At 70.1% G+C, this 17,111-nt stretch carries 8 protein-coding genes and 1 pseudogene; 4 read left to right on the top strand and 5 right to left on the bottom strand.

From position 1 onward, the window contains the following. Positions 1–113: 113 nt before the first annotated feature. Positions 114–500 (top strand): hypothetical protein, encoded by a 387-nt coding sequence (locus ACPXB1_RS21715; protein WP_355593815.1) that lies wholly within the window; start codon positions 114–116, stop codon positions 498–500. A gap of 123 nt (positions 501–623) precedes the next feature. On the opposite strand, the gene ACPXB1_RS21720 is transcribed toward ACPXB1_RS21715, so the two are convergent. Beyond that, positions 624–2,423 (bottom strand): glycoside hydrolase family 6 protein, encoded by a 1,800-nt coding sequence (locus ACPXB1_RS21720; protein ID WP_355629905.1) that lies wholly within the window; start codon positions 2,421–2,423, stop codon positions 624–626. Between the two features lie 605 nt (positions 2,424–3,028). Between ACPXB1_RS21720 and ACPXB1_RS21725 the strand changes: the two genes are divergently transcribed. Together ACPXB1_RS21725 and ACPXB1_RS21730 are read left to right on the top strand one after the other, a co-directional pair. Beyond that, positions 3,029–4,144 (top strand): hypothetical protein, encoded by a 1,116-nt coding sequence (locus tag ACPXB1_RS21725; protein WP_425735722.1) that lies wholly within the window; start codon positions 3,029–3,031, stop codon positions 4,142–4,144. A 1-nt stretch (position 4,145) separates the two neighbouring features. Next, the gene (locus tag ACPXB1_RS21730) at positions 4,146–4,838 is read left to right on the top strand and encodes a class F sortase (RefSeq protein WP_355593810.1); all 693 of its coding nucleotides are present in this window, start codon (positions 4,146–4,148) and stop codon (positions 4,836–4,838) included. A gap of 70 nt (positions 4,839–4,908) precedes the next feature. Here ACPXB1_RS21730 and ACPXB1_RS21735 read toward each other — a convergent pair whose 3' ends face one another. Then, positions 4,909–9,990, bottom strand: coding sequence for an NAD-glutamate dehydrogenase (locus ACPXB1_RS21735; RefSeq protein WP_355593808.1), 5,082 nt, complete (start codon positions 9,988–9,990; stop codon positions 4,909–4,911). A gap of 285 nt (positions 9,991–10,275) precedes the next feature. On the opposite strand from ACPXB1_RS21735, the gene ACPXB1_RS21740 reads away from it, so the two are divergent. Continuing rightward, a complete protein-coding gene (locus tag ACPXB1_RS21740) occupies positions 10,276–12,240 on the top strand; it encodes a penicillin-binding transpeptidase domain-containing protein (protein ID WP_355593806.1) in 1,965 nt (654 codons plus the stop codon). A gap of 898 nt (positions 12,241–13,138) precedes the next feature. Here the strand turns inward: ACPXB1_RS21740 and ACPXB1_RS21745 are convergent. The 3 genes and pseudogenes from ACPXB1_RS21745 to ACPXB1_RS21755 all read right to left on the bottom strand — a co-directional run. Then, positions 13,139–14,099: pseudogene (locus ACPXB1_RS21745) on the bottom strand (arginase family protein); the annotation flags it as partial. An 84-nt stretch (positions 14,100–14,183) separates the two neighbouring features. Then, a complete protein-coding gene (locus tag ACPXB1_RS21750) occupies positions 14,184–15,107 on the bottom strand; it encodes a tetratricopeptide repeat protein (RefSeq protein WP_355593804.1) in 924 nt (307 codons plus the stop codon). A gap of 168 nt (positions 15,108–15,275) precedes the next feature. After that, positions 15,276–16,964 carry an acyl-CoA mutase large subunit family protein gene (locus tag ACPXB1_RS21755; protein WP_355593802.1) on the bottom strand — a complete coding sequence of 563 codons (1,689 nt, stop codon included), beginning with the start codon at positions 16,962–16,964 and terminating at the stop codon, positions 15,276–15,278. Between the last annotated feature and the right edge of the window lie 147 nt (positions 16,965–17,111).

Consider the following 17,111-nt stretch of genomic DNA (forward strand, 5'->3'; position numbering starts at 1 on the left):
GCCCCGGAAGCGCCCCGAAAGTGGGCAACCGGGCGCGCCGGCGCCGCGCATGGCCTCCCCGGCACGGGGTACGCGAGGGATCAGGCAACGTGTCGGACCCAGGAGGCAGCACCATGACCGATCGCGACCGCCGACCGCCGCTGGAAGAGAGCCCGCAAACGGCCGCTGCGGTGGACGACGACAGCACCGTCCCGCAACTGCGGACCGGAGGCGGCCCGGACCCTGACACTCCGGCCTTCGCCGAGCCCCGGGACCGGCCGGAGGATCTCGCGCCGGAAACCGACGAACTGCTCGGCGATCCGTACGCCGCCGGCACCGGCGCCACCGGGACAGGCACCGGCGCGGCTGGGGACAACATCCGCACCGGGGCTGAGCAGCAGTGGGAGCCGGAGGATCTGGTGATGGCACGGGGGCAGGACCTCACGCCGGAGAACCTCGACAAGGCACGCCGTGACCTGGCCGAGCAGGGCCGGGCGGCGATCGAGCGCACAGTGCCCTGACCGGCGGGCAACAGGGTGGGTCCCCGACCCGACCTGTGACGGTCGGATCGGGGACCCGGGGGGACCTGCCGCCGGCAGTGCCTCACCTACTGCCGGCGGCGGGTGGTGCTGGAGCGTTCCCGGTCAGAGGGCCGGGTACGCGTTGCGCATGAGCTCCTGGAACTGGGCGGAGAACCACGCACCGGAGATCGGGGCGTCCGCAAGCGCACCGGACGGGTTGTTGCCGTTGCGGGCGTTACCGCCGTACGTCGGGTCGCACATCCGGTCGAAGCCCTTGCCCTCGTTGTTCGGGATCTCCTTGCTGGAGCCGTCCGACTCGCCCGGAGGCTTCACCCAGACGTAGGCGTCGATGCCCGGCTCCGGGTTGGCCCGGGGACGCTCACCGAGGCCGGCACCGGCCTGGTTGCACCAGTTGCCGAGGTGGAGCCGACGGTCGACCCGGCCACCGTTGACGTACGTGTCGACGCTTGTCGTCGCGCCCGGACCGGTGGGCCGGGCGGACCCGCCCCAGCCGTTGCGGGAGGTGTCGATCAGCATGCCGATGTTGGAGTTGAAGCCGACCGAGACCAGCTTGTCGCGGAACGCCTGCGCGAAGGACAGTTCGTCGACGTAGTAGTTCCAGTCCACCCACTTCGACTGCCGCACCGTCTGGCCGTTCACGTTGTCCGTCACCTTGAAGTACGGCTCACGCAGAGCCGAGTAGTTCGCGGTGTTGGTGATGAAGCCGTGCACGTTGTTGACAGTGCTGCCGGAGGCGACCGCCGCGGTCTTCAGGATGTCGGCGGTCGGGCCGAAGTTGGTGTCCCAGCCGAGCCAGCCGTGGTGGCCGGCGTCGACGTAGTTGTAGACGTTGCTGATCGCACCGAACTTCGCCAGCGCGTAGCCGACGCCGTTGACGTAGGCGCCGTTGGCCTTGACGGTGTCACACATCACGGTGCCACCCGCGTTGCCAGTGGTGTTGGTGACCAGGTTCGGCAGCGAGTCGATCTCGATGACGTTGATGATCCGCAGGTTCCGGTACTTCGCGTCGGACTGGATCGCCGCGATCGGGTCGATGTACTCGGCCTTGTACCTGGGCAGCTCGTCCGGGCCCAGCTCACCGTTGGAGGCGAGCGCGGAGCAGTCCCGGCCGGGCAGGTTGTAGATCACGAACTGGATGTAACCGGCACCCTGGCGCAGCGCCTCGTCCAGGTGGTCACGCACCCCGAAGGCGCCGTTGGAGCTGCTGTCCGGCGTGCCGTTGATGGCGGCGATCCGGTCCAGCCACACGGCGGTGGGGTTGTTGGAGACGCGGCTTCCGCCCGCCTCGGCGTCCGCCTTGGCCTTCCACTCCGGGTTCACGTAGCCGGGAACACCGGCGTACGGGTTGTCCACCTTGGTTCCGGGCGGCGGGGTCGTCGGCGGAGGCGTGGTGGGCGGAGGCGTGGTCGGCGGAGGCGTGGTCGGGGGTGGGGTGGTGGGGGGTGGGGTGGTGGGCGGCGGGGTGGTCGGGCCACCGCCGTTGCAGACCACTCCGTTGAGGGTGAACGACGTCGGCTTCGGGTTGCTGCCGCTCCACGCGCCGTTGAACCCGATGTTCGTCGACGCACCGGTGGCGAGGCTGCCGTTGTAGGACAGGCTGCGGGCCGTGACCTGGCTGCCGGACTGGGTGAACTCGGCCGACCAGCCCTGCTGCACCCGCTGGCTGGAGTTGGGGAAGGTCCAGCCAAGCGTCCAGCCGTTGACCGGGTCGCCGAGGTTCTTAATTGTGACGTTGCCGGTGAAGCCACCGGGCCAGTCGTTCGTCGAGTAGACGATCTCGCACTGCGTCGCGGCCTGTGCCGCGGTAACGGGGATCGTCACCAACCCTCCGGCGACCAGCACGCCCGCGCCTGCGAGCGCGAAGGTCCGGCGTGGGCCGGACAGCCTTCTCCACACATTCATGCCACTGATCTCCTTGGGCGAGACCGGGCTCGCGTACGGCCCGGCGTGGGACGGCCCGGTGAGACGTCCTGGACGGACGGCTGCCGGCGCCAACGGGATTCTTTGGGGTGCCCGACCCGGACGGGCTGCTGTGGTGGTGGTGAACGACCGGCGCGGACCGGCCCAGTGGCGGCCGGATGTCGTCCGGCGAAACCGGATGCCCTCGACGCCCTGCCTGCGCGGTGTGGCTCCCCGAACCGCGTGCGCCGATTCTTACATGGGAGCGCTTCCATGGCAATGGCTCGATGCGTGTGGCCGACCTTTGCGACTCGGACGATACCCCCGAGCGGGATCTGCCGACACGAGAGCGACGGGCCCGCCATTACCGGATGAGCGCTGGTGGGCCGGTACGCGGCGTGCCGAACACCGCTATCGACGCCGCAAGGCGGTGGCGCACCCAAGACGTACGGCAAGCCCGAGAAGGCGGCGTAGCACTCCTTAGCCTCTTACCAGCAGTAAAGGTCAAAACGCGAATCTTTCACTTCATAAGTCATGAAACCGTCTAACGTCGGTCGTAGCTCGACTGTCGTCGGGCTCAGGACAACAGGGATGGAGTGACGCAAGTCATGGCTAAGAAGATGCTCGGGAAGGTCGTTGCGGGCGCTGCGCTCGGCGGCGCATCGCTCCTGGTGTTCGCGCCGGGGATCGCGTTCGCCGACGGGCACCACGACGGCGGCAAGGACCACGACGGCAAGGTCTACGCCAAGCCGCACGTCGTGAAGGCTGGCGACAAGGTCAAGCTCCTCGAGATCTGCCCGGACCGGCAGGAGCACGCCTTCGTCTGGTCCAAGGTCACCGGCAAGGTCAAGCTGGAGGCGGCGCGGGACGACAAGGGCAAGGACCACGGCGAGTGGAACAAGGAGGACGGCTCCTACGACCACGAGGACCGCGGCCGGGACGAACACGGCAAGGACGACAAGGGCAAGGACGAGCACGGCAAGGACGACAAGGACAAGGACAAGGGCAAGGACCACGAGGGCAAGGGCGAAGACGGCAAGGACAAGCCGCAGCCGCCGGCCGACTCCCCGCAGCCCGGTGGCCAGGGCGGTGGCGCTGCCGCCGACGCCTACGGCGACGAGGGTGGCAAGGACTGGAAGGGCGAGGAGCACGGCCAGGACGCGGAGAACGGCCGCGACAAGGACTGGGGCTCCAAGGACGAGGGCAAGAAGGACTGGGAGTCCAAGGACGAAGGCAAGAAGGACTGGGACTCCAAGGACGAAGGCAAGAAGGACTGGGAGTCCAAGGACGAAGGCAAGAAGGACTGGGACTCCAAGGACGGCGAGTACGGCTCCGACGAGTACGGCTCCGACAAGGACTGGGACTCCAAGGGCGGCGAGTACGGCTCCGACGAGTACGGCTCGGACAAGGGCTGGGAGTCCAAGGGCGGCGAGTACGGCGACCACGGCAAGGACGGCGGCTGGGAGCGCGAGCGCGAGTTCGTGTACTACGGCGAGGCCACTGTCGACAAGGACGCCAAGCCGGGTCGCTACGAGCTCAAGGGTTCGTGCGGCGAAGGTGAGCTCGTCGTCCTGCCCCACGGCGGGGTCGACGGTGGTGACGGTGGCGCCAGCACCGGTACCGACCGGGGCCTGGCCACCGGTGGCGCGAGCCTGCTCGGCGCTGCCGCGCTGGGCGGGATCGTTCTGATGCGTCGTCGGCGGACCGATGGTTCCCTCGTCTGACGTGACGATGGCACGGGCCGGCGGCCGTCACGGGAGACCGTGGCGTGCCGCCGGCGCGGCCGTCGTCGTCACAGTGGCCATGGTCGGCGCCGGAATGATCGGCGCCGCGCTGAAGACCACTCCCGCTCCCCGCCCACCGCAGCCGCTGGCCCAGGCCGGTCCCGAGACCACCGACGCCGACGTCCCCCGGCTCGACGGCGGGGAGTCCGCCGCGCGGGGCGACGTACCGGCGGGACTGAACCGGGCTACGCCGACAAGCATCGAGATCCCCCGGATCGGCGTCAACGCGACGATCATGCCGCTCGGCACGAACCCGGACGGCACCGTCCAGGTTCCCCCGTTGGAGCAGGCCGACCAGGCCGGCTGGTACGAGCCGGGCGTGAGCCCCGGCGAGACCGGCAACGCGGTGATCGTCGGTCACGTGGACTCGGCGCAGCTCGGCCCTGCCGTCTTCTTCGACCTGGGCTCCCTCGTTCCCGGCGACACGATCACGGTGCGTCGGGCTGACGGCCGGCCCGCCACCTTCAAGGTCGAGTCGGTGAAGTCGTACCCGAAGACGGCCTTTCCCACCGAACTCGTCTACGGGCCGAACGACAGGCCCGGCCTGCGGGTGGTGACCTGCGGCGGTCAGTTCGACGAGACCGTCAAGAGCTATCCGGACAACGTGGTGGCCTTCGCGACCCTTGTGGAGTGACCTGGGAGTGCGAAAACGGTCCGGCCGGTCGGGGTGACCCGACCGGCCGGACCGCGTCCGGCGTACCGACTCAGGCCGCGGCGCCGGAGGTCCGCACCAGCGTGCGGATCTGACGCAGCAGCACGGACAGTGCGGCGAGGTCCGCCCTCGACTCGTCGAACTCCCCCATCGCCTGGCGGGCACGGTGGATCGAGGTGGCGTTCGACTGCTCCCACTGGTGCACCCGCTCGTGCGGCGGCAGTTCGCCCGGGGTGGAGTCGAGCACCTCCGCGGTGAGTGCGGCCAGCGCGGCGTACAGGTCGTAGCGCAGCGCCATGCGGGCCAGCGTCTGCCACCGGTCCTCACGCGGCAGCAGGGAGATCTTCGACAGCAGCGAGTCCACCCGGAACAGGTCGGACAGCACGAAGTAGACCGATGCCACCTCGCCGACCTCCCGCCCGCTGCGGGTCGCGGTCTCCACCACGTCCAGCAGGCCGAAGCTGTACATCAGCCGGGTCGCCTGCTCGGCCAACTCGCGGGGCAGTCCACGCTTTGTCGACGAGTCGATGTGCTCGGCGATGGCCTGCCGCTCACTGCCGTAGAACAGATCCTCCAGCCCTGGCAGCAGGTCGGCCACCCCGGCACGCAGCCGCTTGATCTCGGCCGGCACGTCGATCGGCGAGCGCCGGTTGGTGACGAGCCACCGGACGGCGCGGTCGAGCAGCCGGCGGGTGTCCAGGTAGACGCTTGTCTGCAGCTCCGGGGAGACCTTGTTGTCCAGCGCCTCCACCGCGTCCCACAGCTCACGCAGCCCGAAGACCTCGCGGACCACCACGTACGCCCGGATCACGTCGGCGGCGTTCGCCGCGGTCTCCTCGACGACCCGGAAGACGAACGAGATCCCGCCCCGGTTGATCGCCTCGTTGACGAGCACCGTGGTGACGATCTCCCGGCGTAGCCGGTGCTGGTCCATCCGGTCGGCGAACCGCTCGCGCATCGGCGTCGGGAAGTAGTTGACCAGTACGCTGTTCGTCCACTCCTCGTCGGCCACGCCGTCGGCGAGGATCTCCCGTTCCAGGACGATCTTCACGTACGCCAGCAGCACCGCGAACTCCGGCGCGGTCAGCCCGGATTCGCCCCGTACCGCCAACTCCTCGTCCGGCGGCAACGCCTCCAGCGCCCGGTCCAGCCCGCCCGAGCGCTCCAGCTCGTTGATCATCCGGCGGTGCACCGGAAGCAGCGAGGCTGCCTGCGCCTGGGCGTTGTTGATCGCTCGAGCCTGGTCGTAGTTGTCCCGCAGCACCAGCTTGGCGACCTCGTCGGTCATCTGAGCCAGCAGCTCGTCCCGCTCGGCGGTGGTCAGCTCGCCGTCGGCGACAGCCGTGTTCAGCAGGATCTTGATGTTCACCTCGTGGTCGGAGGTGTCCACGCCGGCCGCGTTGTCGATGAAGTCGGTGTAGATCCGGCCACCGGTCAGCGCGTACTCGATGCGGCCGAGCTGGGTCCAGCCCAGGTTGCCGCCCTCGCCTGCCACCCGGCAGCGCAGGCTGCGCCCGTCCACCCGGATCGCGTCGTTGGACTTGTCGCCCACCTCCGCGTTGGTCTGCGTGGACGCCTTCACGTAGGTGCCGATGCCGCCGTTCCAGAACAGGTCCACCGGCGCGGTGACGATCGCCTTCATCAACTCCTGCGGCGACATCTGCGTGACGTCGTCGTCCAGGCCGAGCACCGCCCGGACCTGCGGCGTGATCGGGACCGACTTCGCGGTACGCGAGTAGACGCCGCCCCCTGCCGAGATCAGCTCCGCGTTGTAGTCCTCCCACGAGGACCGGGGCATGTCGAACAGCCGCCTGCGCTCGGCGTACGAGGTGGCCGCGTCCGGGTCGGGGTCGAGGAAGATGTGCCGGTGGTCGAACGCGGCGACCAGCCGGATGTGCTCGGAGAGCAGCATCCCGTTACCGAACACGTCACCTGACATGTCGCCGACGCCGACGACTGTGAAGTCCTGGGTCTGGGTGTCGTGGCCCAGCTCCCGGAAGTGCCGCTTCACCGACTCCCAGGCGCCCCGGGCGGTGATGCCCATCTTCTTGTGGTCGTAGCCTGCCGAACCACCGGAGGCGAACGCGTCACCCATCCAGAATTTGTGCGCCTTGGAGATCTCGTTGGCGATGTCGGAGAACGTCGCGGTGCCCTTGTCCGCCGCCACCACCAGGTACGGGTCGTCGCCGTCGTGCCGGACCACGTCCTCCGGCGGCACGATCTTCCCGCCGACGATGTTGTCGGTGACGTCGAGCATCGCGCCGACGAACTCCTGGTAGCAGGCGACAGCCTCGTCCCGGTCGCCCGGCTTCTGCTTCAGCACGAAGCCGCCCTTGGCGCCCACCGGCACGATCACGGTGTTCTTCACCATCTGCGCCTTGACCAGGCCGAGCACCTCGGTACGGAAGTCCTCCCGACGGTCCGACCAGCGCAACCCGCCCCGGGCCACCGGCCCGAACCGCAGGTGCACACCCTCGAAGCGGGGCGAGTAGACGAAGATCTCGAACTTCGGCCGAGGCGCCGGCAGGTCCGGGATGGCCTGCGGGTCGAGCTTGAACGCCACGTACGCCTTCGGCCGCCCGTCGGCGCGCCTCTGGTAGAAGCTCGTCCGCAGGGTCGCCTCGATCACCGTCAGGTACGAGCGCAGGATCCGGTCCTGGTCGAGGCTCGCCACGTCGTCAAGGGCGGCCCGGATGGTCTCCACCAGCTCACCACTGCGCTGCTGACGCTGCTCACTGCTCTGCTCACCCGGCGCGAACCGGGTCTCGAACAGCTCCACCAACAGCGCGGCGATCTTCGGGTAGGCGATGAAGGTCTGCTCCATGTAGTCCTGCGAGAAGACCGTGCCGGCCTGCCGCAGGTACTTCGCGTACGCCCGCAGCACCACCACCTGCCGCCACGTCAGCCCGCCGCGCAGCACCAGCTCGTTGAACCGGTCCACCTCGGCCTCGCCACGCCACGCCGCCGCGAACGCGTTCTCCACGTGCGGGCGCACCTCGGACAGCTCGTGGTGCCCCTCGGGCAGCATGAGGCCGAAGTCGTACAGGTAGACCCGACCGTCGATGCGGTCCACCTCGTACGGGTGCTCGTCGACCACCCGTACGCCGAGCGAGTGCAGCACCGGCAGCACTGCGGAGAGCATCATCGGCTCCCCGTACCGGTAGACCTTGAACCGGACGTCCATGGTCTCGGCCAGGTCCGCGCCGGGCACACGGGTGCCCGGGCGGGGCGCCAACTGCTTGCGGAACAGGTGCATCTCCAGCTGGCCGGGCTCCTCCAGCAGCTCCAGCTTGGCCAGGTCCTTCATCGCCTCGTACGGCGTGTGCCCGTCCTTGTAGCCCTCCGGGAACGCGTCGGCGTACCTGGTGAACAGGTGCTTGGCCTGCTCGTCGCCGAGCTTGCGTTCCAGCACCAGCCGGTAGTCGTCGTCCCAGAGCCGTGTCGCGTCGGCCAATTCCTCGGCCAGCAGGTCGGCGTCGATGTCACCGGGCGGCCGGGTCGGGTCGGTACGGACGATGAAGTGCACCCGCGCCAGCATCGACTCGGTGACCCGGGTCGTGTAGTCCACCCCGACGCCGTTCAACTCGCGCAGCAGGATGTCCTGCATACGCAGCCGGTTCTGCGTGGTGAACCGGTCCCGCGGCAGGTAGATCAGGCAGGAGATGAACCGCCCGTACGCGTCGCGGCGCAGGAACACCCGCAGCTGCCGGCGACCCGCCATCCGCAGCACGCCGACCACCGCGTGGTACAGGTCGTCGGTCTTGATCTGGAACAGCTCGTCGCGCGGGTACGTCTCAAGGATCTGGAGCAGATCCTTGCCGGAGTGGCTGCGTTGGCTCAGGCCGGAGCGGTCCAGCACCTCGGCGACCTTGCGGCGCACCACGGGCAGCTCCTGGACGCTGGTCCGGTACGCGGCGGTGGAGAACAGCCCCAGGAAGCGCCGCTCACCGATGACCTCGCCCGCCTCGTTGAAGATCTTGAAGCCGATGTAGTCCAGGTACGCCGAGCGGTGCACTGTGGCCCGCGAGTTGGCCTTGGTGATGATGAGCAGGCGCTTCTCCAGCACCTTCTCGTGCGCCTCGTGCGTCATCGACGCCAGCGACCGGGCTTCCGGCGAGTCCGAGCGCAGGATGCCCAGGCCGGTGCCGAGCACCGCCTCCAGCGCCTTGCCGTCGACCGGGTCCGAGGAACTCGCGTCCGGCACGTCCACCAGCCGGTACTCGCGATAGCCCAGGAAGGTGAAGTGGTCGTGGGCAAGCCAGCGCAGCAGCTCCACCGAGTCCGTGATGTCCTTCTCCGGCACCGGCGGGCGGTTCTCGGAGGTACGGGCCGAGGCCAGTTCGTCGGCGAGCGCGAGGGCACGCTGACGCATCTTCGGCCAGTCCTCCACGGCCTCCCGCACGTCGGTGAGCACCCTTTGCAGCTCACGACGCAGCCGGTCCCGCTCGTCGGCGTCCCGCACCGGGTCGATCTCGATCCGCATCCAGCTCTCGACGATGTCGCCGTCGATCGCGTCGTCCGGCTCCACGTCCGCGGAGACCTCGGTGAGGCGACCCAGCGGCTCCCGCCGGACCACCACCAGCGGGTGCACCAGCAGGTGCACGTCCAGGTGGTGAGAGTTGAGCAGCGCGGTGACCGAGTCGACCAGGAACGGCATGTCGTCGGTGACGATCTCGACGACCGTGTGGTGCTGGTCGGCGTGCGGCTCGTGGATCCGTAGCTTCAGCTCGCCGGGGACCCGCTGCTGGGCCAGGTCCCGGTGCGCCCGGGCCGCGTCCAGCATCTCCTCCGCCGTGAAGCCGACCAGCTCCTCGTCCGGGGCGAACCGCCAGAAACGGCCGACAAGGGTCGCCGCATCGTGGTCGTCCCCGGCGAGCGCGACGGCCTGGGCCACGAGGCGCTCCGCGTTGGGGACCGGTTCGTCGAGATCGGCGTCCTCCACGTCGTCGGCAAGCGCCTCCGGCGGCAGGCCCAGATCGTAGATGGTGTCGATGCTCGACCCGGTCAGCCCGGTGACTCCCGTGTCGAGCCGGCCGTAGCCGTCCCCGTCGGTCGCCGAATCGAAGCTGTCGTCCCGGCCGAAGTCGTCCTGCCGGAGGTCGGGTTCCGGTTTGATCGCCGGACGCCGGTCCATCGGTGCCACTCCCCTCGACCCACCGCGTTGTGGGTCACTCTCGCCCAGCCTAAGCCTGCCGCTCTGTTCCTCCATCGGCGGATCAAGGGCCGGACGTCCGGATCGGGACTCTGTCCTTTCACCCGTTGCGGGTCCGAGGTTGGCTGGGTCGTCGGATACCCCGCCGCGCGATGTTCATCACACCGGCGCGCTTCCTCTTTCCGCACGTCGGACCTCACACGGGACGCCTCGGACGGCGTCGCCGTACTACCGTGCAGGGCAGCCGAGACCGGAAGGACCCGCTCCATGACCTTGTCCTACCCCCGGCCCCACCGGGCGAATCACGCCCGCCGGGCGGTCGCCGCGCTCGCCGCGACCCTGCTCACCGCCGGTGGCCTGGTGGCCTGCTCCGGCGACGACGGGCCGCAGCGCAGCGTCGACGCCTTCCTCTCCGGGTGGCGCAACGGCGACCTCCAGGCCGTCGGGGTTGTCGACACGACCGGCGTCAAGCTGCCGGCAGCCGAGGTGACCCGCGAGATCAAGGAACTCTCCGGCGAGTTGGTCGGCAGCCCGCCGACGCTTACCCGCCGGGGCGAGCCGAAGGTCACCGCCGACATCGCGACCGCCCCCATCCGGGTGGAGTGGACCCTTCCGGGCGACGTCCGCTGGGCGTACGACCGGGAGGTGCGGCTCGTCAAGGGCGACGACGACCAGTGGCAGGTCATGTGGGAGCCCCGGGTGATGCACGAGCAGCTCACCAAGGGTGACCGGCTGGGGCTGCGCCGCGACACCGGTCCCCGCGCGGGGCTGCTGGACGCTGCCGGGCAGCCGATCGTGACACCTCGTACGGTGATCCGCGTCGGCGTGCAGCCAAACCAGGTCACCGACATCAAGAAGCTCGTCAAGGATCTGGACGCGGGCTTCAAGGCGATCCGTCCGGCCCTCGTCCCCGCCGTCGACCTGGCCGACCTGCCCGAGCGGGTGGCCAAGGCCGACCCGGGCGCCTTCGTCGAGGTGGTGACCCTGCGCGAAGAGGCGTACCGGCAGATCAAGCCCCGGATCTACGACCTGCCCGGCACCAAGTTCATTACCGACAAGCTCGACCTGGCACCGACCCGGGAGTTCGCCCGCGCGCTGCTCGGCACTGTCGACCCGGCACAGGCCGACGACCTCGCCGCGCACCCCGACCGGTACGTTGCCGGCGACCTCGTCGGGCACGGCGGCCTCCAGGGCCGCTACGACGAGCGGCTGCGCGGCGCGCCGGGGCTGACCGTAATGGTCGAACGCCCCGCCGAGGGCGGCAAGCTGGCCCCCACCGGCACCGAACTGTTCCAGCAGAAGCCGCAGCCCGGCCAGGCGCTGAAGACCACCCTGGACGTCGCCGTCCAGAACGCGGCCGACGGAGCGTTGCGCGCCCAGTCCCGCCGGTCCGCGCTCGTGGCCGTACGGATCAGTGACGGCGCGGTGCTCGCCGCCGCGAACGGCCCCGGACCGGCCGGCGAGAACCTGGCATTCGTCGCCCAGGTCCCGCCGGGCTCCACGTTCAAGATGGTCAGCACGCTCGGCCTGCTGAACCAGGGCGCGGTCACCCTGGACGGGCCGGTGGACTGCCCGAAGACCTTCACCGTCGACGGCCGGTCGTTCAAGAATTCGGACAACTTCGTGCTGGGCCAGGTGCCGTTCCGCACCAACTTCGCCAAGTCGTGCAACACGGCGTTCGCCTCGCTGGCCCCGAAGCTGGGCGGCGACGGGCTTGCCGCAGCCGGCCGCTCGCTGGGACTTGAGGGCCCCTGGGACCTCGGCACGGACGTCTTCACCGGCAAGGTGTCGACCGGCGGCAGCCAGGCCGAGCAGGCCGCCGCATCGTTCGGGCAGGGCACCACGCTTGTCAGCCCGCTGGCCATGGCCGGCGCCACCGCCGCCGTCGCCCGGGGCCGATTCGAGCAGCCCAAGCTGCTGCTCGACCCGGCACCCGCCAAACCGGCCCCGGCCGGCGAGCAACTCAAGCCGGAGTCGGTCGAGGCGCTGCGCACGATGATGCGCGAGGTGGTGACCGCCGGCACCGGCAGCGCCCTCAAGGACGTTCCAGGCGAGGTGTACGGCAAGACCGGCACCGCCGAGTACGACAACAACCCGGCCAACACGCACGCCTGGTTCGTCGGCTGGCGGGGAGACGTCGCGTTCGCCGTCTTCGTGGAGAAGGGCGGCGCCAGCACCTCTTCAGCCGTCCCGATCGCCGAGCGCTTCCTGCGCGCCCTACCTGCGACCTGAGCGCCGCAGCCCCATCGGGCGTGGCCAGGCAGCGCCAGGGGTGATCGACTCGGTTTCTTGGTAATCGCGGTGTCCCGCTAGCTCGGACACCCCGATTTCCAGGAACCCGAGTCGATCAACCGCCCGTGCCGACCGGCAACAGGTCAGGCAGTGTCGGCTTCGCGGCGGTTCGTGTGGTTTTGCTCGACTGGGGACGGCCTCCGCAGCAGCCCGGGACCAGCCGACGCGGGCGGGCCGACAGGTTCCCGCTCGGTTGAAGCCGGAGTGCCGGCCGGGTCGCTCGACACGACACCCGACGGCTCCCACCGGGCGACACTCCGCGTATCGAACGGCTCCGCCTGGACCGGAACCGGGACACCGCCCGGCACCTCGGCCCCCGACGGCTGGGCGTCGGAAGACCCGGTGTCGGCAGGCCCAGCACCGAACGGCTCAGCGCCGGCAGCACCAGCGGACGCAGCCCCGAAGGCCTCGGCCCCGATCCGCCCGGCGGACGCAGCAGCGACATGCTCGTCGCCGGCAGACCCGGCCGGCTCAACACCGGAGGAGCTGCCGAGAGCAGAACCCGCACCGGAGGACTCGACGCCGGCGGGTTCGACGCCGAAGGGCTCGACGCCGGCGGAATCGGCAGCTCCGGAACCAGGACCGGCGAACGCCGCATCAGCAGCGCCGACACCGCTGACGCTCGCCCCGCCAAGGCCCGTATCAACAGAGACCGCATCGGCAAGGCCCGCACGATCCGAGCGCTCCAACCGGTCCGCGAGACCCGCACGATCCGCACGATCCGCGAGACCCGCACGATCCGAGACACCCGCACGATCCGAGAGACCCGCACGGTCTGAGACACCCGCACGGTCGGAGCGGGCGTCGAGGTCTGCCGATCGGTTCTTGGTACGCCGGGGACCGGGTGCCGGCCGGGCGGACAGCAGCCGTGGCGGTGTCGCCTCCGGTGCGCTGACCGGGGCCAATCCGGCGACGACCGTGTTGACGATCTCGGCGGCGTACGAGCCGTCCGGGTCGTAGTCGGGGTCGAAGACTGTCAACTCGACGCCGAGGCAGTGTGGGGTGTCGACGAGACCGGCGAGGAGGATCTCCAACTCGGCGAAGGCGATGCCGCCCGGGTCCGGTGCGTCGACGGCGGGCATCACCGCGGGGTCGAGGACGTCCACGTCGATGTGCACCCAGTAGCCGGCGCAGTCGGCGAGTTGCTCGTGCGCCCACTGTGCTGTCCGGGCCGCGCCCTCGGCGCGCAGCGCCGGCACCGGGCGGGTGATGATGCCGGCGGCTTGCAGGTCGAGGCGGTATTCGTCCTGCGCCCGGATGCCGAGCACCACCACGTCGATGTCGCGGAAGTAGGGCCGGCGACCCTCCAGGGCGGCCAGGTCGGCCTGCCCGCGCCCGGTGACCAGTGCCAGATCCTCGCCGGCTGCCGCGCCGACGTAGGAGGCGTTGCCGGGGTGCCGGAAGTCGGAGTGCCCGTCCACGAAGACCAGCCCGATGTGGCCGCCGACGGCCTCACCGAGGCGGTGCATGGCCAGTGCGGAGCCGAGCAGTACCGAGCAGTCGCCGCCCAGCACGACGGGGAACTCGCCCCTGTCGATGATGGAGCCGATGCGCTCGGCGAGGGCCAGTGAGTAGTCGGCGATCTCCCGGGCGTGGCAGACGCCGTCGCCGGGCCGCCAGTCGCCGGGGTCGTACCGGGGCGGGGTGATGCAGCCGGCGTCGCGGGCCCGCAGCCGGGCGAGCAGGTCGTGGTCGCGAAGCGCCCCGGGCGCCTTGGTGCAACCCGGGACGGAGGTGGGGGTCGGCGGGCGCAGGCCCAGGTTCGTCGGCGCGTCGAGGACGGCGATCCGGCGCATCATGAGCTCCCGTCCCCGGTGGTCGGGCGGGCCGGCGGATCGCCGGCCCGCGCTGGCGTGCTACGAACTCGAACCCGTGCGTGGAACTCAGAACAGGGCGCTGGCCAGGGCCCGCCGGGCCGAGGCGACGGCCGGGTCGTCCGGGCCGGCGATGCTGAACAGGGACACGAGGTGCTGGCGGACGGTCTCGCGGTCCTCCCCGGCGGTGCGTCGGACGAGACCGACGAGCCGGGCATACGCCTGCTCGGCCAGGCCGCTGAGCACCTCGATGTCGGCGGCGAGCAGCTGAGCCGCGACGTCGTCGGGGGCGCTCTCGGCGGCGGCCAGCGCGGCGGCCGGGTCGGCGCCGGCGACCCGGCGGGCGACACCGACCTGGGCGAGGCCCGCCTCGGCCGCGGCGTCCGCCGGCGAGTCGGCCAGAATCTTGCGGTACGCCCGCTCGGCGGCGTCCAGGTCGCCGCTCATCAGCGCGTCGTCCGCCTCGTCGAGGCGCGGGTCCTCCGGCTCGGCGACTGTCACGCCACCGGCCTTGAGGACGGCCTGGAGCCACTGGCGGAGCTGGGCCTCGGGCACCACGCCGGAGAACGCGTCGATCGGCTGGCCGCCGACCACGGCGTACACCATGGGGATGCCCTGGACCCGGAACATCTGGGCGATCCGGGGGTTTTCCTGCACGTCTACCCGGGCGAGCGCCCAGGCGCCGCCGCTCTCGGCGGCCAGCCGTTCCAGTACGGGGGCGAACTCGTCGCTCTCCGGGAAACCTGCCGCGCCGAAGAAGACGACGACGGGCATGGTCATCGACCGTTCGAGCACCTCGGACTGGATTGTCGCCTCGGTGACGTCGACGATGAGGGCGTTACCACCGGCGGCCTGCGCGCCAGGGGTGCTGGCGGAGGGGCCGCCCTGCGGGGGTGTGCCGGGGCGGGTACTGGCTGGTGCGGGGCCGCGCAGCGTGCTGAGGTCGACCGCGCCGCGGGTGAAGATCGACGAGGTGATCCGTGGGTCGCTCATGGTTACCTAGTCTCGCACGCGAGCCGGCGTTCTCAGATCACCCGCAACTCCGACGTTGCAACTCTCACGCCCCACCCCTTCCCCCGCGATCTTGCACTTTCGGTCCCCTATACAGGCCTTATGCGGCATATGTCGAGGCAGCAACTGCAAGATCGCCGGGGTGGGGGGTTAGAAGCGGGCGGGCTCGCGGTAGATGCCCCACTCGGCGCGTAGGGCGTTGCAGATCTCGCCTAGCGTCGCTTCGGCGCGGACCGCGTCGAGCATGGCCGGGATCATGTTCTCGTCGGTGCGGCTGGCGTCGACCATGCGGGTGAGGGCCGCCGTGACCGCAGCGTCGTCCCTCGCGTTCTTGCGCTCGGCGAGCACCCGGCGCTGCTCCAGCTCCACCTCGTGCGAGATGCGCAGGATCTCCAACTCCTTGGTGACCGTGCCGGTGTGACAGTTGACCCCGACGATCTTCTTGTCGCCCTTTTCGAGAGCCTGCTGGTAGACGAAGGCGGACTCGGCGATGTGCCCCGTGAACCAGCCGTCCTCGATGCCACGCAGGATGCCGGAGGTCATCGGGCCGATCTGGTGCGGCCCCTCCCCACCGAGCTGCCGGATCCGGGCGAAGATCTCCTCCGCCTCGGCCTCGATCTTGTCGGTCAGCGCCTCGACGTACCAGGAACCGCCGAGCGGGTCGGCCACGTTGACGACACCGATCTCCTCCATCAGCACCTGCTGCGTACGCAGGGCGATCTCGGCGGACTCGTCGGTGGGCAGAGCCAGGGTCTCGTCAAGCGCGTTGGTGTGCAGCGAGTTGGTCCCGCCGAGCACCGCGGCGAGCGCCTCGACGGCGGTGCGTACCACGTTGTTGACCGGCTGCTGCGCGGTAAGCGACACCCCGGCGGTCTGCGTGTGGAACCGCAGCCAGAGGGCCTTCTCACTGGTCGCGCCGTACACGTCACGCAGCCAGCGGGCCCAGATGCGGCGGGCGGCGCGGAACTTCGCGATCTCCTCGAAGAAGTCCAGGTGCGAGTCGAAGAAGAAGCTCAGCCCTGGCGCGAAGACGTTCACGTCCAGGCCGCGCGACAGGCCCAGCTCGACGTACCCGAACCCGTCGGCGAGGGTGTACGCCAACTCCTGCGCGGCGGTCGAGCCGGCCTCGCGAATGTGGTAGCCGGAGACCGACAGCGGCTTGTAGCGCGGGATCTCGGCGGCGCAGTATTCCATCAGGTCGCCGATCAGGCGCAGGTGCGGCTCCGGGTCGAAGAGCCACTCCTTCTGCGCGATGTACTCCTTGAAGATGTCGGTCTGCAGCGTGCCGTCCAGCTTGGACAGATCGGCGCCCTGCCGCTCGGCGGCGACCAGGTACATGCAGAACACCGGCACGGCCGGGCCGGAGATGGTCATCGAGGTCGTGACGCCGGCCAGGTCGATGCCGTCGAAGAGCGCCTGCATGTCGGTGGCGGTGTCGATGGCGACGCCGCAGTGGCCGACCTCGCCGAGCGCCTGCGGGTCGTCGGAGTCGCGGCCCATCAGGGTCGGCATGTCGAATGCGACCGAAAGCCCACCGCCGCCGGCACCGAGGATCATCTTGTAGCGCTCGTTGGTCTGCTGGGCGTTGCCGAAGCCCGCGAACTGCCGGATCGTCCAGGTCCGCCCGCGGTAGCCGGTCGGATAGAGACCCCGGGTGTACGGGTATTCGCCGGGCCAGCCGATCCGCTCGAAGCCCGGGTAGGAGGTGCCTTCCGGCGGGCCGTATACCGGGTCGACAGGCATCCCGGAGAGGGTGGTGAAGTCGGCGTCCCGCTTGCGCGCGGAGTCGTACCGGGCCTGCCAGCGGGCCCGTCCGGCGGCGATCTCGTCAGCGTCCATGCGCGGAGCTCCTCCTCGAGTCCTCGTCCCACGGCGAGTGTAGATCGCCCTACTGAACGATCGCTAAGGAAACTCTTACCGGCTGGTAACTCGGCTGACGCCGCAGTTCACCAGCCCGACAGCAGCACAGGTTGTGCGGTTCCTGAG

This window comes from Micromonospora sp. DT68 (assembly GCF_049847245.1).
Taxonomy (GTDB): domain Bacteria; phylum Actinomycetota; class Actinomycetes; order Mycobacteriales; family Micromonosporaceae; genus Micromonospora; species Micromonospora profundi.

Bases quoted from the DNA above. Each gene is read 5' to 3' on its own strand.
- ACPXB1_RS21715 (WP_355593815.1), top strand. From the start codon at position 114: ATGACCGATCGCGACCGCCGACCGCCGCTGGAAGAGAGCCCGCAAACG.
- ACPXB1_RS21720 (WP_355629905.1), bottom strand. From the start codon at position 2,423: ATGAATGTGTGGAGAAGGCTGTCCGGCCCACGCCGGACCTTCGCGCTC.
- ACPXB1_RS21725 (WP_425735722.1), top strand. From the start codon at position 3,029: ATGGCTAAGAAGATGCTCGGGAAGGTCGTTGCGGGCGCTGCGCTCGGC.
- ACPXB1_RS21735 (WP_355593808.1), bottom strand. From the start codon at position 9,990: ATGGACCGGCGTCCGGCGATCAAACCGGAACCCGACCTCCGGCAGGAC.
- ACPXB1_RS21740 (WP_355593806.1), top strand. From the start codon at position 10,276: ATGACCTTGTCCTACCCCCGGCCCCACCGGGCGAATCACGCCCGCCGG.
- ACPXB1_RS21750 (WP_355593804.1), bottom strand. From the start codon at position 15,107: ATGAGCGACCCACGGATCACCTCGTCGATCTTCACCCGCGGCGCGGTC.
- ACPXB1_RS21755 (WP_355593802.1), bottom strand. From the start codon at position 16,964: ATGGACGCTGACGAGATCGCCGCCGGACGGGCCCGCTGGCAGGCCCGG.